The sequence below is a fragment of the Parabacteroides faecis genome, from assembly GCF_014647375.1.
Taxonomy (GTDB): domain Bacteria; phylum Bacteroidota; class Bacteroidia; order Bacteroidales; family Tannerellaceae; genus Parabacteroides; species Parabacteroides faecis.
On sequence record NZ_BMPB01000006.1, the window covers coordinates 305,588 to 330,897 of the forward strand.

Genomic DNA, 25,310 nt, shown 5'->3' on the forward strand with positions numbered 1-25,310 from the left:
AAGAATATAAATCAATAGAAGATAGATGGAAAAAGTATTCCAGGGAAGGCTGTTTGCCCCTGTAGCCTTGGCAGCAATGATGATGATTTTAATTTTGTCCGGCCTTCAGGCACAGACAAACAGAGTGGATGAAATACGAAAAGTGACGTTGAACAGACAGAAAGTTTCTGTGCGAGAGGTCCTGGATGAGATACAGCAACAGGTTGGGGTGAGCTTTTCTTACGAATCTTCGTTGTTGGACGGATTTCCGAAAGTTACGTTCCGTGCGAACGATGAAACACTGGAAGATTGTTTGGGACGTTTGTTCGTGCATCTTCCGATAGCATACAGTATGACGGGAAAAATAGTCGTTCTGAAGTATAAACCCAGACAGGTACAAGTCACTGTCAGTGGCTTTGTACGCGACAAGCGGTCTGCCGAATCTCTGATCGGAGCTTCGGTTTATGAGGTGAACAGCCGCGCCGGTACAGCATCCAATAATTTCGGTTTTTTCAGTCTGACGTTGCCTGCCGGAAAAATGAAGATACAAGCTTCCTATATTGGTTATGGTACCCAGGTATATGATTTGAAAGAATTGAACCGGGATACGATTTTGGCAATCGATCTGACGCCAACTGCATCCTTGCAGGAAGTGGTCGTGACCGGTACTTCGGGCAGTAAGCAATCGGTACTTAGCACGCAGATGGGCGCTTTGGAGATTAATCGGAAAACGATAAATGAAATGCCTGTCATGTTCGGTGAGGCGGATATAATCAAAACTCTCCAACTGACTCCTGGTGTCATGGCCGGGACGGAAGGAACCGCCGGTATGTATGTGCGTGGCGGGAATGTGGATGAAAACTTGTTTCTTATCGACGGTAATCCTGTGTATCAGATCAATCATATCGGTGGACTTTTCTCTGCTTTCAATGGGGAGGCGATCAGTGGAATAGACTTTTTTAAGGCTGGTTTTCCCGCACGTTACGGTGGGCGTTTGTCTTCGGTAGCTGATGTACATACCAGGGAAGGGAATATGCGCGAATACCATGGAAGTGCAACGATCGGGTTAATCTCCGGTAATCTGAATTTAGAAGGACCGATTATAAAAGATCGTACCTCTTTCAATATCGCATTACGCCGTACATGGCTTGATGTATTGACGGCACCGGCTATCGGTATCACTAACCGTATTATAAAGAAAGATGGTTCGAAAGTACGTGGCCGTTATGCTTTTCACGATCTGAATCTGAAGATAAATCACAGTTTTAATGACCGTAGCCGTCTATACCTGAGTGTTTATAACGGTAATGATGTCCTGAAAGGGGGAGGTTCGGAGTTTTCAACTCCGGATGAGGAAGATTACTATAAAGACGATACGGATATCAATCTTCGCTGGGGGAACCTGATGGCAACAGCCGGATGGACGTATGTTTTCAATAACCAGCTATTTGGTAAAGTTTCGGGAGTTTTTACCCGTTATCATTCCAAATTAAAACATTTGGAAAACAAGCTGAGCGGCGATGAGGAGAGCGAAGACTATTACAATACATTCAATGAAACCTCTACCCAAACGGGAATTATGGATGTGGGGTTACGTACCTCCTTCGATTATCTGCCGTTGGCATCTCATCATGTCCGGTTCGGAGGTGATTACCTGTTACACCGTTTTCGCCCGGAGTATAACCGGGCCGCTTCTTCCGAGACAAATGTTTCCGATACAACGAACATCGGGAAAGTGTTAGCCGATGATTTGTTTTGGGCACATGAAGCCGGAATCTTTGCAGAAGACGACTGGTGCCTTTCGCCAGCCGTCAAGTTAAATGCCGGTCTGCGTATCAGTTTATTTAATGTACAGAGCAAAACTTATATTGACTGGGAGCCTCGTGCTTCACTTCGCTGGCTGATAAAGAATAACTTAAGTTTTAAAGCCTCTTACGCCTGGATGACTCAGTATGTTCATCTGATAAGTAACAGTTTTATCAGCCTGCCTACCGATGCCTGGATGCCGGTAACAAGTAAGCTGAAACCGTTGGAAAGTGATCAGATGTCGGCGGGATTCTATTATGCATTGAATAAAGAATATAACTTTTCCTTGGAAGGTTATTACAAACGGATGAATAACCTGCTGGAATATCGTGACGGACAGAGTTTTGCTCCTTCGTACGTGAATTGGGAAAAGAAAATGACGATCGGTAAAGGACGTTCTTACGGTACCGAGTTTATGGTGAGCAAGGAAACCGGACGGCTGACCGGCTGGATCGGATATACACTTTCCTGGTCTGATCGTAAATTTCCTGAATTGAACAGGGGGGAACGTTATCCGGCCCGGTATGATAACCGCCATAAACTGAATATTGTAGGCGTTTACAAACTGTCTCACAAAGTGGAATTGTCGGCTGCATGGACATATGCCTCGGGTAATCATGCCACGCTTTCTTTAGAGAATTATGACCAGGCGGCACCTCCGGAGTTAGACCTGCCTTCCGATAATAATTACGATCCGGGTTCTCACGATTATGTTACTGACTGGGGAAATATAGATTATTACGACATCCGCAATAATTACCAACTGCCTGCTTATCATCGCCTGGATCTGGCAATAAAAATCTTTCGTCCGAAGAAAAGCGGAAGATTGGGGATTTGGACGGTGAGTATCTATAATGTTTATTCCCGTATGAATCCATTTATGATCTATAAGTCGGAAAGAAAAGTTCCTGATCCGGACAGTTCCTGGGGCAAATCAGTCCCCGCATTCAAACAGCTAGGAATTATCCCGGTTGTTCCTTCTATCTCTTATACTTATAAATTCTAATTATTAATGAGATCTTTTATGAAATACTGTATTCTGTTTATCTTGTTATCGACACTATTCCCTTCTTGTGTTAAGTATGTCGACCTGGAACATTTGCGTCCGGAATCCAAGCTGGTCCTGAACAGCGTGGTGCAGACCGGTTATCCTCTCACTGCCACGGTTACACGTACCTGGTTTTATACAGATAATAATCCGAACGTGACTATTAAAGATGCAAAGGTCAGCCTGTATGTAAACGGACAGTATCTTGAAGATATGCTATGGTATGGGGGGATAAGTGAATATAATTCAATCGGTTATTATTTTTCGGATTATGTTCCTTCCGAGGGTGATAAGGTGCGTCTTGAGGTTAGGAAAGAGGGGTTTAAGGAGGTGTCGGCTGAATGCGAATTACCGGTTAAACCTGAACTCCTGAAAGTCGAAATCGTATCGGAAAGGTCGAATGACGACTTATATGGTTCCAGTTATAATTACCGGACTATTTGTAAGACAACATTCAAAGATGATCCGGAAGAGGGCGATTGCTATTTGGTGCGTGTTGCACGTGGTTCGCCTGAAAGAGAGTATGATTTTGAAAAAGAGGAGTGGGGGTATCCCGGAACATATAGTTGGAGAGAAATTTCAGTAGATTATGTTTATGAACCTGTTTTCAAGGATAAAATAACGATATTAGATGAATTGTTCGGTAATGCGGATTGGCTGTCCGGATACAACGGACGACCTTTTTCCGATGAATTGATCAATGGTATGGAGTATTCATTGAAGTTAGGTATCGGCCATAGCGATTATCCCTCTTCCCAGTCTCCGGATAAAGATTCGGACAATACTCCTCCTTCTTATATGAAAGTTTATTTATATACCCTTTCGAAACCTTATTATCAATATCTGATGGCATTGGCGGAGTTGGATGATCATTCTGTGAATAACGATCTGATGGATGCCGGATTAGCCGAACCTGTGCGTGTTACCAGTAACATTATAGGCGGAAGCGGAATATTGGGTGCTGCCAGTGTGGATACTATTACTGTGGAAATTCCATACGGATTGTGATCTTTCACTTTCCTGCAGGAGAATAAATGTAAAATATGTTTCTTCATTTTATTATTTTTGTCTGGCCCGATAGGGGTATTTAAAAAAAATATGTCTAGTAAATAGATATCAACAAATAACAAGATGGAGAAAGTATACCCTGCAAAGCAGTTTGCCCGTGTTACCTTGGTAGTAATGATGATGATTTTTAGTTTGTCCGGCCTTCAGGCACAGACAAGCAGAGTGGATGAAACACGGAAGGTTACGTTGAATATGCAAAAAGCATCTGTCCGGGAGATCCTGGATGAGATACAGAAACAGACCGGAGTAACCTTTTCCTACGAATCATCTTTGTTGAGTGGACTTCCGAAAACTACGTTCCGTGCGGATGATGAAGCACTGGAGGATTGTCTGACACGTTTGTTTGTCAATCTCCCGGTTGTGTACAAGATGACAGGAAAGATAGTTGTTCTGAAGCGTAAACCCAAGCAGGTAACGGTCAGTGGTTTTGTGCGCGACAAACGGTCCGCCGAATCCCTGATCGGGGCCTCGGTTTATGAAGCTCATAGCCGTGTGGGAACGGCATCCAATAATTTCGGTTTTTTCAGTCTGACACTGCCGGGAGGGGATATTACGGTCCGTGCCTCTTATATCGGTTATACCAGTCGGCTGTATAATTTTACTGATCTTGACCGTGATACGGTATTGACAATAGAGTTGGATCCTTCAGCATTCTTGCAAGAGGTGGTTGTGACCGGGCAAAGTACCAGTAAACAATCTGTATTAAGTACCCAGATGGGGGCGTTGGAAATTAATCAGCAGACAATTCGCTCTACGCCTGTAATGTTCGGAGAGGCGGATATTATCAAGACATTGCAGTTGACACCGGGTGTGTCGTCCGGAACAGAAGGTACGGCAGGCATGTATGTTCGTGGCGGTAATGTGGATGAGAATTTATTCCTGATCGATGGTAATCCTGTGTATCAAATCAATCATATCGGCGGAATTTTTTCGGCTTTCAATCCGGAGGCTATCAGTGGAATGGATTTTTTCAAATCCGGTTTTCCTTCACGTTATGGAGGTCGGCTTTCCTCGGTGGTAGATGTGCACATGAAAGAAGGGAATATGAAAGAGTATCATGGGAGCGCTACGCTAGGTCTGATATCCGGTAATTTGAATTTCGAAGGACCAATAGTAAAAGACCGTACCTCTTTTAATATATCTCTGCGTCGTACCTGGCTTGATGTACTGTCGGCTCCGGCTCTTGCCATAGCTAACAAGATTACGAAGAAAGATGGAACCCGTACCCGTGCACGTTATGCCTTTCATGACCTAAATCTGAAATTGAATCATATATTTAACGATCGTAGTCGTCTGTATTTCAGTTTGTATAATGGAAATGACGTACTAAAAGGAGGATCAACCGATTTCCCTTCTAAACATGAAGCGGACAATGATTATAATTATGATACGGATGTTTCTTTACGTTGGGGAAATATTATGGCAACTACTGGCTGGACCTATGTATTCAATAACCGTTTGTTTGGAAAATTTTCTGGTGTCTTTACCCGCTATCATTCCAAATTGAGGAGTACAGAACATGATATCGAAGGTCAAGAAGGAGAGAGTGACTATTATGAAAGATTCAGTGAAAGCTCTACGAATACCGGTATTATGGATCTGGGGGTACGTACTTCGTTCGACTATCTTCCGGTTTCTTCGCATCATATCCGTTTCGGTGGAGATTATTTGGTGCATCGTTTCCGGCCGGAATATAACCATTCTTCAGCTTTTGATAAAAGCCAGGATTTTATATCAGAAATCAATAAGGAATATGCCAACGATCTGTTGTGGGGACATGAGGCCGGTGTGTTTGCTGAAGATGACTGGAGTTTATCTCCTTCCGTTCGTGTCAATGCAGGGTTGCGTTTAAGTTTGTTCAATGTGCAGGGAAAGACTTATACCGGACTTGAACCTCGTGTATCTTTTCGCTGGTTACTGGATGAAAATTTAAGTTTCAAAGCCTCTTATTCACGCATGAATCAGTATGTACACCTGATTAGCAACAGTTTTATCAGTTTGCCTACCGATGCGTGGATGCCGGTGACACGTAAGTTGAAGCCGTTGCTCAGTGATCAGGTCTCTGCCGGTTTTTATTATGATCTTAATAAGACTTATAGTTTCTCTGTTGAAGGATATTATAAGACAATGGAAAACTTACTGGAATATCGTGATGGTCATACATTTACCCCATCTTATTTGAATTGGGAAAATAAACTGACTGCAGGAGAAGGGCGTTCTTATGGTGCCGAGTTTATGGTACGCAAAGAATCCGGGCGCACAACGGGATGGATCGGTTATGGCCTTTCCTGGGCCGACCGCCAGTTCGATGAGCTGAATCTGGGTAAACGTTTCCCGGCTCGTTTTGATAACCGACATAAACTGAATATTGTAGTAATGCATAAGATATCCCCGAAAGTAGAGATATCCGCTGCCTGGTCGTATGCTTCGGGTAATCATGTAACCTTGTCTCTTGAGAATTATTTGGAAAACGGTTCTCCGAATTATGTACATGGTGATGGGTATGAATTGCCTTATAGTGGTTCGTGGGGAATAGATTATTACGAAGGGCGTAATAATTACCAGTTACCGGCTTACCATCGCCTTGATCTGGGAATTAAGATCTATCGTCCCAAGAAAAAAGGGCGTATGGGTATTTGGACGGTCAGTATCTATAATGTGTATTCGCGTATGAATCCGTTTATGATCCATAAAACAGATAAAGAAGTGCGTGATCCGAACAGTGATTACGGATATAAATTTGTGCCTGTATTTAAGACTGTCGGTATTATGCCTATTATCCCATCAATTTCTTATACATATAAATTCTGATAGTTATGAAAGCTGATATGAAATATATTCTTTTTTTTAGTATTCTTTTGCTGATAACTTCCTGTATGAAAGAAGTGGATCTGGAATATTTACGTCCTGATTCTAAATTAGTATTGAATAGTGTTGCTTCCGTAGGGGAACCGTTGAAAGCTTCTTTATCGCGAACCTGGTTTTATACGGAGGATTACCCTAATGTTACTATAGGAGATGCAAAAGTGGAACTGTATGTGAATGATCGTTTACTTGGCGAAATGAGCTGGAATGTAGAAGAGATCGACTATTATGCTATTGGTAATTATGTTTCATCTTACATTCCGGTGCCGGGTGATAAAGTGCGGATTGAAGCGAAAAGAGAGGGTTTTAAACAGGTCATGGGGGAGGATATAGTTCCGGATAAACCTGCTTTACTTAATCTGTATGCAGAAAGTCACGAGGAAAATTCTTATGGCTATTCGTATACTAAGCGGCGTTTTAAAGTAACGTTCCGGGATAAGCCGTCTGAACAAAACTGTTATCTTATTTCTTTTGCGTATGGCTCTCCCCATTATGAATATGATTATGACGATTGGGAAAAACCTCCTGTTTTTTCTGGTATTTATTCTTGGCGTCCCGAACCGATTGATTATACTTCTGATCCGGTATTTAGTAATAAAGTTTCTGCTTTGGATAAAGTGTTAGGGAATGACTGGCTTTCAGGATATAATGGTCGCCCCTTTTCGGATGAGTTGTTCGATGGGAAGGAATATACAATGACTTTGGATGGTAATTTTTCTTATGGTTATAATCCTGGTTTCACTCAACCGGAGAACAGGCTTCCCGACTCGGCACGGGTTTATCTATATGCCATATCCGAACCTTATTATAAATATTTGTTAGCTTTGGCTAATTTATCAGATGACTCTTTTAATAATAATCTGGCCGATATTGGACTGGCTGAGCCAGTCCGTGTATTTAATAATATCGAAGGCGGTCTCGGAATATTGGGGACAGCTTGTGTGGACAGCCTTACGGTTGCCATTCAGGAATTAAACTGATTCGATGATGATCGAATATCCCTAATCTCCTGATTTATTCCTTGAAAGAGAATCTAAAGAGTCTTTTATTTTGTTGATCCGGTGAATGTCATAACGCATTTAGCCGGTATATTGACAATATACTGACCTTTTTTATCTATTGAATAGTTTTGTGGAGACCAACGATTGTTTTTATCGGTCAGATAACTGATCAGAGTACCTGAGTCTCCCGTCTCTGTTGGCTTTATCCCGGTACGAATGGACCGGGATGAATTGTTGACAGCTACGATAGTATAATTTTTCTCGTTTTTATAAGCTGAAACCAGTAAGCTGTCTGTTGGATTACTGATTTGTGTGCCGATACGCAGACTCCCAGTTGCGATGTAACGGGTGTAATTACCGAAGGTTTCATATCGTTTGGTAAGCGAATAGCCTACACGATCACTGTTCAAAACGATCAAACTTTCATTGTTGCTTGTCGGCATGGCTCCAGCCCACCAAACGAAAGCATTGGCATTAGCTTCTGTCAGAAAAGCGTGGTAGGTGCTTGCCCATTTCAAACCGTCATTGATCGTTGTATCCAAAGGATTTATGTCGCTGATCTCTGTGACCCAGACAGGTATATTGTTTTTTTCAGCCAGTTCGAGCGGAACGATCGGCGTCAGCAAGCTGTCTTTCGGTGCAGGATATGAATCCGGCAGCGTATAGCCATGTCCGGCTGCGATCAGGTTGAAATCTTTGATCTCAGGATATTTTTCCAGTATTGTATTAGTAAAATAGAGGGAGGAAGCAAAATCAGCTTGTGGACTGACGGCAGACCACAACGGGTTTTCTCCGAAAATGATCCGTGCCGGTATTTGCATACGTCTGAAAGTCGGTCCCAGATATCGGGTAATGAATTCTCCCATTTTCTCGGGTGTCCAGAGGCTGGAATTCCAGGGAGCAGCATAACCCGGTTCGTTGGAAGGAGAGAGAGCATAGGGCTCGAGTCCGACAGATGTGTATGCTTTGTAGAATGAAGCCAGGTAATCGGCGTATTCCTGATAGCATTCTGGTTTTAATTCCCCTTGCGACACTTTGCCGTTTGTTTTCATATAAGCCGGTGCACTCCAGGCGGAAAAGAAAAGTTTATCTACATGATATTTGTTTTTAGCCAGTAAGGTCAGCCATAGTTGTCCACGGCGCAGACGGTCGTCAGACTTGCCTTCGAAGAACGGATCATCCAGATCTATCTCCAGATCATCTGTCAGATTAAAGTCTTTATCATTTTTGTTTTCCCAGTAATGAGGAAATATTTCTCCCCGGAGAATATTCAGGCGTAAACCGTTCGGACCAAACATCTCATCCATGACTTTTTCCCTGTTTTTGTGGGAGTATAATTCATCCGCCCATCCGGCCTGTGCTACACCGAAACCGTCGATCGGTTGTTTAATGTCGTTCCATAAAAGTTGTATGGAAATTTCCGGTTGTTTACTTGCTTCTTTATCCCCGATACAACCGGAGATTATGAGTGTGAGAAAAGAGAAGCTCAGGAACAGATATCTATGTATTTTCATATTATAAACATGATTGTGTAAAACGAACGTTTTTATTCTCTTTTGTATTGTTTGTTCCTATCAATCAATTTATTGATTTTAGCAACGGATGCAGCAGACCTGAGTCCGTCTTCCGGGGTGTTCATACAGTAATCTACCAGTATCTCTACGGTAGAAACTGCGACATGCATACGTGTGTCGCTGGATGCGTAGTAAATGAAAACCTTACCGTCCTCGTCTGCAATCCACCCGTTAGAAAACAACACGTTAGATACATCTCCGACTCGTTCGTCCCCTATAGGTGCCAGGAAATAGCCTCCGGGCTGTGCAATCACTTTTGTTGGGTCTTCCAGAGCCGTCATGTACAGATAAAGTACATAACGTAATCCTGCAGCACATGCCCTGACTCCGTGAGCCAAATGCAACCAGCCTTTCGGTGTCTTGATAGGATGCGGACCTTCCCCGTTCTTAACCTCTTTGATTGTATGGTAGTAGCGTTTATCTATAATTAGTTCGGAGGAAACTACGGCATTTGTCATATCTTCAATTAAAGTCCAACCTATACCTCCACCACTGCCGGTATCGATGAATCCGTCCTGAGGCCGGGTATATAATGCATATTTCCCGTTAACAAACTCTGGATGTAAAACAACGTTGCGCTGCTGGCTTTTTGTTATCAGGTCCGGAAGTCTTTCCCACCTGATCAGGTCTTTTGTCCGAACAATACCTGCTTTAGCTACAGCAGAGGATAAATCGCCGGGTTTAGCTTCGGGATCGTGCCGTTCACTACAAAAAATACCGTATACCCATCCGTCTTCATGGGTTGTCAGGCGCATATCATATACATTTGTTTCATCCGGATCGATATCCGGTAAATTGACCGGTCGTTCCCAGAAGCGAAAATTATCTATACCATTCGGACTTTCGGCAATGGCAAAAAATGATTTCCGATCACAGCCTTCCACACGAACTATTAACAGGTATTTGCCGTTCCATTTAATCGCCCCTGAATTCATGGTTGCATTGACACCAATACGCTCCAGGCAATACGGATTGGTGTCCGGATTCATATCGTATCTCCATTCTAATGGAATGTGATTGGCTGTTATGACCGGATAAATATAACGGGTTATTATTCCATTATCTTCAACTATCGGTTGATTGGGGCGTTCCAGCAGATTCTTGTGTTTGTTACACAAAACATCAAGTCTATTTTGAAAGTTAATTTCCATGAATTGCATAATTTCGTTTGACTGTTGCTATTTGATGCAAAGGTAGGGAGTTGATGAAGGAGAAAACAAGTAGTTTTTTTGCGACATATAATGAATCTATATCAATTTTACAGGAAGATATGGCCTTTTTTAGAATCGTATGCAGAAATAAGACGGTAATATTTCATCAGAAAGATAAGCAGGGGTAAATGCGAAATCAAAATATTATTAGTTTGTGATAAATTTGTATTGTATTTTATAACGCATGTCAGTGGTATTCTAATGAACGACAATGCCTCCCTACCCGATATATATTCCAGGTGAGGAGGCATTATTATGTTAACTAATTTATGATTCTGATTATTTGACTAGCTGAAACGTTGCCAATACGGCTTTATGGTCGGTAGGCCAGATCCCTGCCGGGGTAATGATCGGATCGGCAGTTTCTTCCGTGACACGTTCTCCGCGGAGGATATCCCCTTTAGGGCCAATGATGGTAACATCTGTCAGGCTTAGTCCGTTGAATGGAGAATACATGATGAAGTCGATGCGATCGCGATCGTCAGCTTCCGGTGACCAGACCAATTTTTTCAATGCAATATCCGGGCAGTCTGCCGGGCAGGTAAATCCGGGGTGAGTGACCGGATCGGGGTATTTTTCGCGATAAGAATCTTTGTAACCTGCTTTTTCAAGTATAACGGATACATCCCAGGGTACAATGAGACCGTAGTGATCGCGCATATCTTTTGTCGCTTCCGTCCAATCCAGATGTGAAGGCTCATTAAAGTCGCCTCCCAGAATAACAATACGTCCGGCTGCTTTATCTTTTTCGGCTTCATTAACAAAGCGTATAATAGCGTCATCTCTTACGGATGCGCGGTTCAGGATCAGCAAAGAGTCGAGATTGTTAACTCGTTCTATTTTCTCCCAGTTATTACCGTCGTATCCACGGGCATCATAATAAGCACAATTGCGATAATCCAGATGTGCTGTGTAAATGGCAAATTCCTGCCCGCCCTTCTTTGTAACCAGACGATAAATGCTACCTCTATCATCATTCAAAGGATAAACAGTAGTGCTGTCGCTGATCGGATAGCGGCTTAATAAACCAGAGTCTTCCGTATAAAAGGAATAATAAGTCTGTCCTCGTTTTTTCAGAGCTTCGACGATTCTGTCACAAAAGCGGGTATCGTGATAGTTGCGTACTTCACTCAGTGTTACAAAATCCGCATCGCTGCGAATAATTTCATCGGCTACTGCATCAAATCCATTCTTTACTACGGTTCCTTCCTGCCAGATGTTGAATTGCAGGACTTTGAATGTATCAGTTTTCTGACAGGCAGAGAAACTGATGATAATTAACAACAAGAGTGCTGTAAATAACCCTTTTTTCATGATGGTTGTGTTTTTTATGAGATTTTTTAGTCCCGCGAAATTAGCCAATTTTTCAAGGCGGAACTAAACAATCACCTTCTTTTTTCTATAGTTTTCTCTGAATTCTGTCGGTGGCATTCCTTTTTTCTTCTTGAATATGCGGTTAAAATTCGACAGGTTATTGAAACCGCATGCATATCCGATCTCTGCGACTGATTGGGTGGAATCGATGAGGGCGCGGATGGCAAATCCTAAACGTATATCCGTCAGGAAATCGACAAAACTTTTAGATGTACGTTGCTTGATATATCGGCAGAAGGAGGGTTCACTCATGTTGATCAGGTCGGCAACATCTGAGAGGCGTACCTGTTTATTGTAATTTGCATTCAGATAATCTATGACTTTCCTTATACGTAAATCTTCTTCATGGGTTCTTTCCTGACGGATGAAAGAGTGGCTGGCCAGTTCCCGGAAATCTTCGGAGAGAGACAGTTCATGTAAAATCATCATCAGTTTCATGACCGAATAGAAGCCATCTGTCTCGCAGGTGATCGTTTTTAGCAACGGACGGACTTTCTCTATTGCCTGTACGCCGAAGGCAACCCCTTTCTGTGCACGTTTGAAAAGTGTTTTTATACTTTGAAACTGGTTTCTTTCCAGTAGTTCTTCAGGGAAGGATGAACGGTGAAATTGTATGGTTACCTCATGGATAGCCTGTGACTTGCATTCATGGTTAACCCAGGCATGTTCCAAAGTCGGATTCGTTACTAAAACCAGTTCATCGTCTCCGATCGTTTCAACTGAATCACCGACTATACGTTGGGCTCCTTTTGCATGTTCAATGAAATTCAATTCATATTCAGGGTGTACATGAATGGGAAAATTGAATGTTGATTTAAGGCGCTCTATTACGATGAAGCAGTCTTTTGAAGATAATGGCGATACTTCTTTAAACAATGCGGTTCCAATCATACTTTTTATATTTCTGTACGCAAATATAGTCAAAGTTTTTATTTAGTTAATGTTACAGATGTTTTACAAGAGTCTTTTGTTATCTTTGCAACAGATAATCAGACACAAAACAGAATATGGACGGTAAGAGAGTATTTGTTACCGGTGGTGCTAAGGGTATTGGTGCTGCCATTGTAACCGCATTTTGCAATGTGGGAGCGCGCGTCGCTTTTTGTGATACAGATGAGAAGGCAGCTTTGCGTCTTTGCGATTTATTGCCTACTTTTGTCCAGTTTTTTCAGACTGATGCCAGTGATCCGGAAGCTCTTCAAAAAGTTTTCAACAAACTTATCAACATGTGGGGAGATGTGGATGTGATTGTTAATAATGTGGGTATCAGTGAATTTACGCCACTGGTTGATACAAGTATTGAACAGTTCGACAAGATCCTTTCAACAAACCTTCGTCCGGTGTTTATAACTTCAAGGGCATTGGCTATTCATCGGAACAATGAAGAAGGAAAACAACGTTACGGACGGATCATCAATATTGCTTCCAGCCGTTATCTGCAGAGTGAACCCGGGTCGGAGGGATATGCCGCTTCCAAAGGAGGTATTGTATCATTGACACATGCACTTGCACTTTCTTTCAGCGATTATAATATTACGGTAAACTGTATCAGCCCCGGCTGGATACAGAATGAGAACTATCAACTATTGAAACGTTCAGATCATAAACAGCATCCTTCAGGACGCGTGGGGCAGCCTTCGGACATTGCCAATGCCTGTCTTTTCCTTGCTGCTCCCGAAAATGACTTCATCAACGGACAAAATATTGTTGTTGACGGCGGAATGACTAAAAAAATGATTTATAATGAATAACATGCCATCGGCATATTTGCCAGTTATTTAGTTGAAACCGATCCTTATATTCTTGTTGTTGAATGCCGGATAGACTAAGAACTGGCGATCCATCCGTCTGTTCCAGGGATTATACTCGTAGTTGATCCCTACACCAACGCGGAACCCTTCTGCTACTTTAACTTCAAAGGCACCTCCTACACTGGTGTGATTATAATATGGGTTCAACAGCATATGCGGATTTGTACGTTCTCCTTTCTGATAAAACGCATATTGTCCCCAGCCTCTCAATGTCAACCAATCGGAGGCTTCAAAGCTGACAGAAGCATTGACCCCTCCCATGAAATCGGGGCTATAATTGAATGGGGTAAAATACCGTCCTGCAAAAGCTCCTCCTGTAAGTGTCCATCGATCCTGCTGCCATACGAGGGATGAACTTACCCTTGTAAGTCCGCCTACACCGGGCCAGGTGAACTGTTCTCCGACAGTCAGCAAACCGGTTGTTTCACTGATCGGAGTAAAATCGAATTCCTGAAAATCGAGTGCCATAGGAGATATGCGACGTATCATTGGCGTAAATACATTAAAAAACGGACGATAAGCTTGTGACAGAACCTGCATATCCATCGGCCGTTCGTCATGGATTTGCGGAAAGTCTGGGGTAAACTCTCTGAGTTTCTTTTCAAACTCGGTTAGTTTGGATGGGGTATACGTTTTGTAAGATAACTCCGGTATATTGAAATCAAGCGCTTTGAACTTGGGTACGGCCGTAAGTTTCCCTTCACGATTCAGAACAAAATCAAATACAGACTGCGCATGACTATATGATACACACGCCAATAGTGCTATTATTATAAAATATCCCCGCTTCATACACAACATCATTTTATTGACGCTAAGATAGATTATTTGCTTAAAATAAGCTATTTATTCTTCTTGTTTTTACTTAAATAACATATATTTGTCTTATATCTACTATCAGGTGGACTGTTTCTTTTACAAATAAAAAAAATATTTTCAATTTTCTCTATCAGCCTGCAACATTGAAAGGACCTTTTTCATCATACAGATAGAGAGTAATATTACCTATGGACGAACAGCTGTTAATTGCCGGATGCAAACGTGGGGAGTCATGGGCTCGTAAAGAGATATACGAGCTGTATGCTCCTGCCATGATGAGTGTGTGTATGCGGTATGTAAATAACAGGGAAACTGCTCGTGATTTGTTGCAGGATGGATTTATCAAGATATTCACGAAAATAGGAAGTTATACGGGGAGCGGTGCGTTTCCCGGTTGGGTTCGCAGGGTATTTGTTACTACAGCTCTTGAATATCTGAGAAAAAACGATGCGATCCGGTTAAGCGTTAATTTTGATGATTGCGGGGAATTGGCGGATGAAGTGGATGTATCGGCATTAGAACGTTTATCTGCCGATGATCTGCATGCCTGTATTGCCCGTTTGCCGAATGGCTACCGGACGGTATTCAACCTCTATGCGATAGAGGGATATTCTCATAGTGAGATAGCAGAAATGCTACATATCAGTGAAGTAACCTCGCGAACACAGTTTGTTCGGGCGCGGAAGGTGTTACAAAAAAGTGTTCAATCATTAATCAAGCATGAAAATGCGCAGTGATACGGATCATAGAGAACAATTGGATGATTTCAGCGAATTCATGAAACGGAAACTGGAGAACCACCGGTTACCCGTCGATGATCTTTGCTGGGAAGGGATCGAGCCTCGTATGAGACCCCGCGGACAGAAATGGCTGTGGTGGGCCGGAAGTTCTGTGGCTGCAGCTGTCATTGCATTATTATTTTTATTTGCACCTTTTCGGACAGAAGAGATACCCGACGGAAGTCAAGAATTACCGGTGGCTGTTACTGATGATAATAGAGAGAATGTATATGAGGAGAGTCCGGAAGATGTTCGGGAGGAAACAACTTCATTTGTGGGACAACCTGTTCCAAAGGAAAAACTGATTGCTGCTGTTGTTTCTGACGAATCTTCCACTGTTCTGATTGCTGAAAAAGAAATACCGGAAATAGCCGATAGTGTAGAGATACAGGATGAAACTGTTCAGTTAGCCGATGAAGGGAAGAAGGTATCTTCACCTGACCTGTATAGTTATGAGTCAAAAAAACAGACGTATTCTTCAGCTGGCAAGAATAGAAAGGCAGAAGGAAAGTGGTCTGTAAATGCGGGATTCGGAACAGGTGGTCATGTGTCATTAGGGTTAGGATACGATTATGCCGTAGAGGCACCCAATGACCATTTTAATCCAAGTTATCCCGGGACGATTCCGCCTCCGGTTAAACCTCCCTTTTTCGGAAATTCAACTGTTTTGTCATCCGATGAATATACGAGTGTAGATGCAGCCTTGCCTTTGTCTTTCGGCCTGACTGTGCGTAGAGATTTCAATCGTTATATCGGGTTGGAAACCGGATTGGTCTATACCTATCTGGCATCGAATCTGGATAAGTGGGATAACATTCACTACAAGTCGCGGTTAGAGCTTCATTATTTGGGTATTCCGGTAAATCTGGTAGTATCCCTTTGGCAAAATTCTCGGTGGAAAATCTATTTATCCGGTGGTTTTATGGTTGAAAAAGGATTAAGAGCCAAACAGACAGAAACCCGGTATTGGCAGACAGATGTGAAGACTCTGGTAGACAAGGGGGGGATAAACGGCTTGCAATGGTCATTGAATGCGTCTGCCGGTGTTTCCTATCGTTTTTACAAGGATTGGAATATTTATTTCGAACCGCGTATTTCACATTATTTTGATAATAACCAACCGGTAAGCATCCGCACGGAACATTCTGTACTCGTCGGATTGGGGGCCGGTATCCGTTTTGATTTTTAATTAAGAGAGTTAGCATATTAATCCACTAAATTTATTGAAGATGAAAAAACTAATGAGTCTGTTCTGTCTGTCGTTGATCTGTTTGTTTTGCGGATGTAATGATGATATGAAGGTAAAAGAGACAGTTACCTATACGGTGAATAAACCTGTGTATATGTCAGCCAATGCGTTCCGTTCTTCTGTGAAGGTGAATGCGTTGCCGGAAGAAATTACGCAGCAGGGAAAGATTTGTTTCTATGAAGGTTATCTGTATATGTCAGAACCCGGAAAAGGAATCCATATTATCGATAACAGAAATCCTTCGTCACCAGCTTTGGTCGGTTTTATAGAATTGATGGGAAATGCCGATTTGGCTATCCGTAACAATCTGTTATATGCGGATTCGTATGTCGACCTGGTGTGGTTCGATATCACTAATCCGGCTTTACCGGTGTTGAAGAGTCGGTTGGAAAATGTTTTTCCACAGAGTTTCCCACCGATTGAGGACGGTATAATAGATTCCGAAGTTTTTTCCGAAGCAGGAAAAGCCAAAGGTATCGTTATAGGCTGGACACAGGAAGAAGTAACGGAAACCTATGAGTATTATAAAGATGAAATCTACTATAATGATATGGCGACAAATTCCGGTAACAGTAGCGGTGGTTCTTCCACGGGAGTGAATGGTTCTATGTCCCGCTTTGGTCTTTATAAGGATTATCTGTATGTCGTTTTGAATAATCAGATGGATATTTTCGATCTTTCCGGTGAAGAACCGGTTGTTGCAACTGAAACTATTCCTGTCGGATGGAATGTCGAAACGATTTTCAGTTATAAGGAATATATGTTCATGGGAACGCCCACTGGTATGCTGATCTATTCGGTAAAAGACCCGATAAAGCCGGAGTATCAGTCGGCAATGGTTCATGTGTACGGTTGTGATCCCGTAGTTGTGGAAGATGATATTGCTTATGTGACTGTCCATTCCGGTAATAATTGCGGGCAAAACTTTAACGAACTGATCATTTTAGATGTCAGTGATGTAAAAAGTCCGCAACCGATCGTAGCTTATACCATGACAAAGCCTAAAGGACTGGGTATCGATAACGGGACTCTTTTCCTTTGTGACGACGGCCTGAAGATTTATAACGCATCAGATCCGCAAACATTGATGGCCAACCGTCTAGCTCATTATTCCGGCATGGAAGGATATGATGTGATTCCACATGGGAATGTCTTGATGATGATGGCTGAAGACGGTATTTATCAGTATGACTATTCTGATCTGAAAGAGATCAGGTTGTTGAGTAAGCTGGCGGTGAAGAAATGATATAGGAATATATAAATGGGAAGAGATGGCGATTATTTGAGTCATCTCTTTTTTTGTTTTAAATAGATTGATTGTTTGTTTTCTAAATGCTTTATTTATAGGTTACTACTGGTCGTACAGATATTAGCTTTTAATTTTATTTTCAAAAAGTTTATTTTTACCCTACCCATTTTTATTCTTTTGATTGTAATATGAAAAAAGAATAGAAATGGAATCTGATAAGATATATAAAATCATATTGACAGTCCTGGCAGGCGAAGAAACTCAGGAAGAACACGAACAACTTTCTGCATGGTTGAATGAGTCTGAAGAAAATAGGCGGGAATATAGTCAAATCGAGCGACTTTACCAGCTTTCTTCATCTTCGTCTTCAAAAAAAGTCTCTTCATATTATGATGTAGAGCAGGCGTGGAAGTTTGTTAAAGGCCAAACAATAGATAAAAGAAAATCTTTTATATTCAGAAAATGGATTTCGTATGCAGCTATGTTGACTCTTTTGTTAACGGCAGGAATGTTCTATCTATATAAACAGCAATTATATTCTCTTTCCAGCCAGGTGAATTTGGAACAACTGAAAGAACCAATTCTTCTATTGGACAATGGAGAAACAATCTCTTTGGATAAGGATACTTTTTCAATAGAAAACGAACATACAATTATTCACAAAAAAGCGAAAGTTCTTTCTTATGTCCCTCAAGAGAAGGAAGAACAAAATATAAAGACAGATAGGAAGAATCGTTTAGTGATACCTAAAGGCAAAACTTACGAATTGAAACTCTCCGATGGAACCCATGTGTGGTTAAATTCCGAATCGGAATTAATTTATCCGACCAATTTTACAGGTAATACTCGTGAAGTGATATTGAGGGGAGAGGCCTTTTTTGATGTTGCAAAAGATGCATCCAAACCTTTTATTGTAGAAAATAATCAAATGAAGATAAAAGTATTGGGTACATCGTTTAATGTATCTGGTTATGTGTCGGAAAGGTTACAAAATGTCACTTTGGTAAACGGTTCCGTACAAGTTCAGATAGATAACGATTCTGCCTTTCGGATTTCTCCATCGGAACAATTTTCATATGATAAAGAAAAACAAACTACAAGTATACAAGTTGTTAATACAGATTTATATACAGCGTGGACTGAAGGAAAGTATATTTTTAAGGATACGAGACTTGAAGATATTTTATCCAAGTTGCAGCGATGGTATGATTTTGAGATAATTTACCTGCAGGAAGAGTTGAAGAATAGGCGTTTTTCAATAGTGATTAATCGTGAAGACAACCTGAAAGATGTATTGGAGGTTATAAGCTTCACTTCGAATGTAAAACTTGTGCAAGAAAACAACATAATTAAAGTGAAATATTTAGAGAAAGGAGGAGAATGAAATAAGATAATTATGAAAAACACGAAAGAGGTAGTATCTGATACATACTACCTCCATACAACAAATTAAAAACAATAGTATAATAATTTCTAACTTGTAAATCACAAATTTATGGAAAAAACAGGTATAGGTCTTTTATCTAATACCCAAAAACTCTTAAAAAGGTCGATTTTTATAGTTTCGTTATGTGGTACCCTTACTGGGGGAGCACTGGACTTATATGCTTCAGAGTCAGTATTTGAACAAAACTATAGTCTGACACTTTCTTATAACAATGCATCCCTGGAACAGGTTTTGGATGCAATTTCAAAGCAAACAGGCATTAAAATAGCTTATAGTAATGATGTCATTGTAGAGAAACAGCAGATAACCGTCAATATTAAAACGACGGATATACGGGAAGCTTTGCGTGTAGTGCTTGGAGATGGATACACGTTTAAACAGATAGATGATTATATTGCAATTGCAAAAACGACTAAGGCGGAATCGACCGTTACAAACAGTGTTGCTGACGATCGTGAATGGACTATCCAGGGGCAGGTTGTAGAAAATATAGAACCACCGGTTCCATTAGCAGGAGTGAATGTCATGATCAAAGGGACAACCATAGGTACGGTGACTGATGTCAATGGATATTTCAGTATCAAAGCCAAGCGAGGTGATATATTGGTATTCAAATATATTGGTTTTAAAGATTTTGAACATGTTGTTTCTCGTGCCATAAGTAACTTAACGGTATCTATGAGTTCGGATTCTGAAGAAATTGATGAAATCATCGTAACTGGTTTCTCGTCGGAAAAGAGAATGAACTCTGTTTCTGCTGTATCTACATTGGATGTTACGAAGAATATGGCAACTAAACCTATCACTTCTTTGTCACAATCTTTACAGGGAGGTATCACCGGTTTGAATGTATCGCAAAGTTCCGGTCTACCGGGTGCCGATGCTGCTGTTATCAAGATTCGTGGTATCTCCTCTTTGTTGACCAACAACGACCCGTTGGTATTGGTGGATGGTATTCCGATGGATATGAACCAGCTGGATCCGAATACGATTGAAAGCGTTACCATATTGAAAGATGCTGCCGCGTCTGCTATTTATGGAGCTCGTGCTGCTAATGGTGTGATTGTTGTAAAAACCAAACGTGGTATGCCAGGGAAGGTAAGCGTATCTTATAATGGGTATGTTGGTGTTCAACAAGCTACTTATCTTCCAGAAATGGTCGATGCTGCGACTTATATGGAAATGTCGAATGTAGCTAACCAAAATATTGGTGGAGATCCGACTTATTCGCAGGAAGCAATTAATGCAACCCGCAACCAAATAGATCCGATCAAGTATCCGAATACGGACTGGATGGACTTTATTTTTAACAATGGGTTAATCCATAGTCATTCAGTAGGTCTTTCTGGTGGTAGTAACCTAGCGCGTTTCGCTTTAACTGTAAATTATTTGAATAACGAAGGATTAGTTGAAAAATCCAAGTTTGACCGTTTGAATATCCGTGCCAATACGACTGTCAACCTGATGGATAATTTGTCTGTGGATATGGACTTCAATTCATATCGTACGAACAAATATGAGCCGATGTATAGGGATGGAGCTTATACGTCAGAAATTATTCGGTATTCTTATACAACTCCACCAACAACCATGGGTAGATATCCGATGAAAGAAGGTAACGATATCGTTTACTATGGTAATCGTCCGGAACAACGTAACCCAGCTGCTATGTTGGATCGTGGTGGCGAATACAAAGCGTTGGAAGATAATATCAGTATTAACTTGGCTCCTCGTTGGGAAGTGCTTCCTAAGTTAATTTTACGAGGACAGTATTCTTATCGTATCAGTAGTACGGCAAATAATAGAAAAAGACGTGCTTACAATTTCTTTGATTACGAAACGGATGGATTTTTGCAGACCTGGAGTGCTATTAATGAGGCAGGTAAAGATCGAACCAGTTATTATTACATTGGCGGTACGGCTGAATATACGTTAGAAAAGGACAAACACCGTTTGTTTGCGATTGGAGGTTACAACCAAGAGCTGACCAATAAAGGTGACTGGGATCAATGGTCAATGGTATCTATGTTTCTGAAAGCCAATTATACATTCAACGACCGTTATCTGATTGAAGGTACTGTACGTCGTGATGGTTCTTCACGTTTTGGTAAAGGCCACAAATTTGGAGTATTCCCTTCTGTCGGTTTGGGATGGAATTTGCATGAAGAAAACTTTATAAAGAATAATCTGAAGTTTGTGAATAATTTCAAGGTCAGAGGGTCATTTGGTACATTGGGTAATGAAAATATTGATAAGCTATATAAATATCAAAACCTGATTGATGCGGGTAATGGTAATGAAACGGTATTCGGTAATCCGAACCTGACTTGGGAAACGATTCAGATGTTCAATGTGGGTGCGGACATCCGTTTGTTCAAAGATTTGGATATTACGATTGACTATTATAACAAACTGACCAAAGACTTGATTCTTGAACCTCCTATCTCTTTCATTGGTGGAACTCAAAAAGTTTTCTTGAACTCCGGCCAATTGAGAAATAGAGGTTGGGAAATTGACTTGAATTATGGTAAGCAGTTGACTAAAGATTTCGGATTTAATATTCATGGTGGTTTAAGCCACAACGAGAATGAAATCGAAGAATTGTTTGGCGGACCGTATTATAATGATAATAATACTACTATTCATCAAGAAGGATATGCTTTGAATAGTTATCTGGTTTATCCAACTGCCGGTTTGTTACAAGAAAGCGATTTTACGAAAAATGCAGATGGTAAGTGGATTCCTAAAGAAGGAGTTGTTATTTGGGACGGTCAGCAGCCTGGTGATATCCATTACATAGACCAAAATAAGGATGGAGAGATTACAGCTGACGACCGTGTGATTCGTGGAGACGAACAACCGTCGTTGAACTACTTTGCCAATATTTCATTAGATTGGAAAAAATGGAGTTTGGAAGTTCTGTTCCAAGGGGTAACTGGGGTAGATGCTTACTATTCGGCTCCTTATTCATTCGGTCTGGATATAACGGGAGATGGTTTGGTTCCATTGGCAGCACAAAAAGACTATTGGACACCGACCAATACCGATGCACGTTATCCGCGTTTGGCTCCGAATGCAACGTATGGAAATAACGGACATCAGTCTGATTTCTGGTTCTTTGATGCCGGTTATTGCCGTGTAAAATATATCCAGCTAGGATATACATTCGATCAACTCGGATTGAAGAAATTGGGTATTTCCAGTGTTCGTTTGTATGTAAATGCGCAGAATCCGTTTACATTTACTAAGAGTGACCTGGTAGATCCGGAAAGTAGAGGTCAGTTGGCTTCTTATCCGTTGGTGAAGACCTACTCTTTTGGTGTTAATTTGAATTTCTAAGCTAGATTGTATCATGGAATTAAAAAATATTTTCAGTAAAAAGGTTTTGACCTTACTTTCTGCATCCATGTTGTTTTGCGGATGCGAAGATTTCTTGACACGCGACCATCCGACTGCAATTACCGATGACGATTTTTGGGGTACGGTTAATGAGTGTAATGCAGCATTTGGACAATGTAAATATTGGCCACGAGGTACCTATCATTACGATGCTCCCTACTTCTCATTGGTTCACTTGGAAGGGGCTACCGACAATATGTATTGGTCGGGTAACTTCAAGGGTGAAATTGCCAACTTGGGAAATGGTTCGGCTACTACCACTACGGGTGGGTATATGAATGATTTGTGGACACAATACTATTTGCGTATTCGTCGTTGCAACCGTTTCTTGGAACATGTGGACGCCGCCTATTTTGTAGATGAAAAAGAACGGGAGAGAATGATTGCCGATGTCCGTGTTTGGCGTGTTTGGTATCATATCCAGTTGTTGATGTATTATGGAATGAATGATGGTATTCCAATTCAGGATAAAGTGTTGAATGGTGATGAAATTTATAAAGGCCGCAATACGATTGATGAATGTTTAGACTTTATCAATAACGAATTGGATGCGGTGATTGCTATTCAGGATCCGGAGGGGAAAGTTTTCCCGTTTGTGTGGGATAGAGACCGTCGCGATCGTATGTGTAAAGCATACGCATTGGTGTTGAAAATGGATGTGAATTTGCAGTTTAAACGCTATGATGTAGCCAAGGCGGCCGCTAAGGCGATTATTGATAATCCGGATAATAATTTTTCTTTGTATTACAGCGAAGAAACGGATGATGATCCGGGCAAGCACTATCGTGATATGTTTCGTTATAAAGGTCAGGATAATAAAGAACGTATCATGTATATAAGCAGTGGTTGTTCGGAAGCTTGGTTCCGTAATGCTCCGCAGAGCTTGAGCGGACAGGGGGCTGCCAGTGTTTTGAGGTCGTTAGTAGATGAATATGAAACAGCAGATGGTGTCGCTTTGAAAGACCTGCCTGCTGCTGAACGGGAAAAATTGGAAAAGAACCCATTAGAGGTAACACGCGATCCGCGTCTGAAAGCAACAGTAGTGGTACCAGGTGATAATACCTCTTTCCAAAATTACGTATATGAGCCGTTCAAAGATGGTGGTGCTGACCAAGTAGGTAAAGTGGGGGCTTCTCGTACCGGTTACTGGGTTAAGAAGTTCTTGGACGAACAAGACAGAGCCAGCGGTAGCGGTAGCTTGTATTTCCCGTTGTATCGTTATGCTGAAGTATTATTGAGCTATGTAGAGTGTTTGGTAGAAACAGGTGATTGGCAGAATCCGGATGTTGAAAAATACATCAACATGATTCGTAACCGCGCTGGTATGCCGAATATGAACAAAGCAGTTTATAATACTCAAGAAAAAGTACGTGAACTGTATCGTCGCGAACGTCGTGTAGAACTTGCATTTGAAGGAAAACGCTACTTCGATATTCGTCGTTGGAGCATTGGTAATGAAACCATGAATGGACCGGCTTTGGGTGCTTGGAATCCGACAACCAATGCGTATGTTCAGGTAGAAAACCGTGCTTGCACATTCCCGAAATACAATGCATGGCCTATCCCTCAAGCAGAGGAAACGGCTAATCCGAATATTGAACAGCCGACAGGGTGGTAAATAAATTTCAAGGTAGTGTATCAAAATTCCGTTTGTGGAGTTTTGATACACTCCTATCAATTCTAATAATTTAAACTTAAAAAAACATGAAAGCTATGAAATTAATACTCCCAGTCTTATCCTATTTCCTGCTCTTTATGGCGCAGACTGTCAATGCACAATATTATGGCTATGAAGACGATTTGGAAATCGTTTTAACTCATAATAATATTGAATTCCCTTCACACATTAGTACATTGGATTATTGTGAGATAAAATTGCGAAATAAAAAAGGTCCAGGGTATTTTTTGCCTAAACCGGATCAATGGTATGGTGATTTTCATACCATGCAAGAGGATCCTGTTCATTCTATAATCAAAGGTCACTTCCTGAAGGCAGGAACATGTACGATTAATGCCCGGATCGGTGGTTCAGTGGTGATCTCAAAAAGTTTTGAAATATCTGATCCGTATCTGACAAGTAATAGTACAATTTTACCTTATGGAAAGGAAGAAACGGTTGAAATAGTCAATTTCCCACGAGACAAAGTGTCTATAACTTGGCTTGTGTCTGATGGTTTGGAGATCGTGTCAGGGCAAGGAACCGAAAAATTAGTATTTACAACTAAAAAGAATACTTCCTCCTATGAGTACATTGTTGCTAATGTACAATCGGAAGTTTGGATATTAAGTTTAAGAAATAATGTAAGTATAGTAGGAATACCTCAGGCTGACGAAATTCAAGTATCCCGAACCTCTTCCAATATGTTTATTCTGGATGTCGATCAAGAAGTGATGCATTCTTCTCCACTGAAATATGAATTGTATGACCAAGCAAGAGGCTCTTTAATGCGAAAAGGCATGGTTGAATTAAAAGACGGAGTTTTAAACTTTAATAATCTCCCTAAAGGTATATATGTGTTGAAGTTATATTTGGATGAGAAAAATATTAAAACTCGAAAAATACTTATCAATTGAAAAGATGGTTTGCTAGTAATTACTTAGTTAAAACCCGGCATAGCATTGTTACTGTGC

Annotated in this window: 17 protein-coding genes; 12 read left to right on the forward strand and 5 right to left on the reverse strand. The window is 41.2% G+C overall.

The window, feature by feature from the left end; translation table 11 throughout:
- The first annotated feature begins 25 nt into the window (after positions 1–25).
- From IEY67_RS10335 to IEY67_RS10350, 4 genes are all read left to right on the forward strand, one after another.
- Positions 26–2,791, forward strand: coding sequence for a TonB-dependent receptor (locus tag IEY67_RS10335; RefSeq protein ID WP_183668415.1), 2,766 nt, complete (start codon positions 26–28; stop codon positions 2,789–2,791).
- An 18-nt stretch (positions 2,792–2,809) separates the two neighbouring features.
- On the forward strand, positions 2,810–3,841 hold the full coding sequence (locus IEY67_RS10340; protein WP_183668417.1) for a DUF4249 domain-containing protein: 1,032 nt from the start codon (positions 2,810–2,812) through the stop codon (positions 3,839–3,841).
- Positions 3,842–3,964: 123 nt separating this feature from the next.
- Positions 3,965–6,712, forward strand: a complete 2,748-nt coding sequence (locus tag IEY67_RS10345; RefSeq protein ID WP_183668419.1) for a TonB-dependent receptor — start codon at positions 3,965–3,967, stop codon at positions 6,710–6,712.
- 65 nt (positions 6,713–6,777) lie between these two features.
- On the forward strand, positions 6,778–7,746 hold the full coding sequence (locus tag IEY67_RS10350) for a DUF4249 domain-containing protein (RefSeq protein WP_229801021.1): 969 nt from the start codon (positions 6,778–6,780) through the stop codon (positions 7,744–7,746).
- 65 nt (positions 7,747–7,811) lie between these two features.
- Here IEY67_RS10350 and IEY67_RS10355 read toward each other — a convergent pair whose 3' ends face one another.
- The 4 genes from IEY67_RS10355 to IEY67_RS10370 form a co-directional block, all read right to left on the reverse strand.
- A complete protein-coding gene (locus IEY67_RS10355) occupies positions 7,812–9,281 on the reverse strand; it encodes a glycoside hydrolase (protein WP_183668423.1) in 1,470 nt (489 codons plus the stop codon).
- A gap of 32 nt (positions 9,282–9,313) precedes the next feature.
- The gene (locus IEY67_RS10360; protein ID WP_183668425.1) at positions 9,314–10,492 is read right to left on the reverse strand and encodes a glycoside hydrolase family 130 protein; all 1,179 of its coding nucleotides are present in this window, start codon (positions 10,490–10,492) and stop codon (positions 9,314–9,316) included.
- Positions 10,493–10,831: 339 nt separating this feature from the next.
- The gene (locus tag IEY67_RS10365) at positions 10,832–11,866 is read right to left on the reverse strand and encodes an endonuclease/exonuclease/phosphatase family protein (protein ID WP_122355534.1); all 1,035 of its coding nucleotides are present in this window, start codon (positions 11,864–11,866) and stop codon (positions 10,832–10,834) included.
- 63 nt (positions 11,867–11,929) lie between these two features.
- Positions 11,930–12,817 (reverse strand): AraC family transcriptional regulator, encoded by an 888-nt coding sequence (locus tag IEY67_RS10370; RefSeq protein WP_183668427.1) that lies wholly within the window; start codon positions 12,815–12,817, stop codon positions 11,930–11,932.
- 116 nt (positions 12,818–12,933) lie between these two features.
- On the opposite strand from IEY67_RS10370, the gene IEY67_RS10375 reads away from it, so the two are divergent.
- On the forward strand, positions 12,934–13,677 hold the full coding sequence (locus IEY67_RS10375; RefSeq protein ID WP_122355530.1) for an SDR family NAD(P)-dependent oxidoreductase: 744 nt from the start codon (positions 12,934–12,936) through the stop codon (positions 13,675–13,677).
- A 27-nt stretch (positions 13,678–13,704) separates the two neighbouring features.
- On the opposite strand, the gene IEY67_RS10380 is transcribed toward IEY67_RS10375, so the two are convergent.
- Entirely contained in the window at positions 13,705–14,529 is an 825-nt protein-coding gene (locus IEY67_RS10380; RefSeq protein ID WP_122355528.1) for a hypothetical protein, read from the reverse strand.
- Positions 14,530–14,744: 215 nt separating this feature from the next.
- Here IEY67_RS10380 and IEY67_RS10385 point away from each other — a divergent pair, with 215 nt between their 5' ends.
- The 7 genes from IEY67_RS10385 (at position 14,745) to IEY67_RS10415 (ending at position 25,253) form a co-directional block, all read left to right on the forward strand.
- Positions 14,745–15,293, forward strand: a complete 549-nt coding sequence (locus IEY67_RS10385; RefSeq protein ID WP_183668428.1) for an RNA polymerase sigma factor — start codon at positions 14,745–14,747, stop codon at positions 15,291–15,293.
- The gene (locus IEY67_RS10390) at positions 15,277–16,524 is read left to right on the forward strand and encodes a porin family protein (protein ID WP_229801022.1); all 1,248 of its coding nucleotides are present in this window, start codon (positions 15,277–15,279) and stop codon (positions 16,522–16,524) included. Before IEY67_RS10385 ends, IEY67_RS10390 begins: the two co-directional genes overlap by 17 nt.
- A gap of 40 nt (positions 16,525–16,564) precedes the next feature.
- The gene (locus IEY67_RS10395; protein ID WP_183668430.1) at positions 16,565–17,830 is read left to right on the forward strand and encodes an LVIVD repeat-containing protein; all 1,266 of its coding nucleotides are present in this window, start codon (positions 16,565–16,567) and stop codon (positions 17,828–17,830) included.
- 208 nt (positions 17,831–18,038) lie between these two features.
- Complete coding sequence (locus IEY67_RS10400; RefSeq protein ID WP_183668432.1) at positions 18,039–19,217, forward strand: FecR family protein; 1,179 nt, start codon at positions 18,039–18,041, stop codon at positions 19,215–19,217.
- Between the two features lie 111 nt (positions 19,218–19,328).
- A complete protein-coding gene (locus tag IEY67_RS10405) occupies positions 19,329–22,619 on the forward strand; it encodes a TonB-dependent receptor (protein WP_122373757.1) in 3,291 nt (1,096 codons plus the stop codon).
- Between the two features lie 13 nt (positions 22,620–22,632).
- On the forward strand, positions 22,633–24,297 hold the full coding sequence (locus tag IEY67_RS10410; protein ID WP_122373756.1) for a RagB/SusD family nutrient uptake outer membrane protein: 1,665 nt from the start codon (positions 22,633–22,635) through the stop codon (positions 24,295–24,297).
- An 86-nt stretch (positions 24,298–24,383) separates the two neighbouring features.
- On the forward strand, positions 24,384–25,253 hold the full coding sequence (locus IEY67_RS10415; protein WP_122373755.1) for a hypothetical protein: 870 nt from the start codon (positions 24,384–24,386) through the stop codon (positions 25,251–25,253).
- Positions 25,254–25,310: the final 57 nt, after the last annotated feature.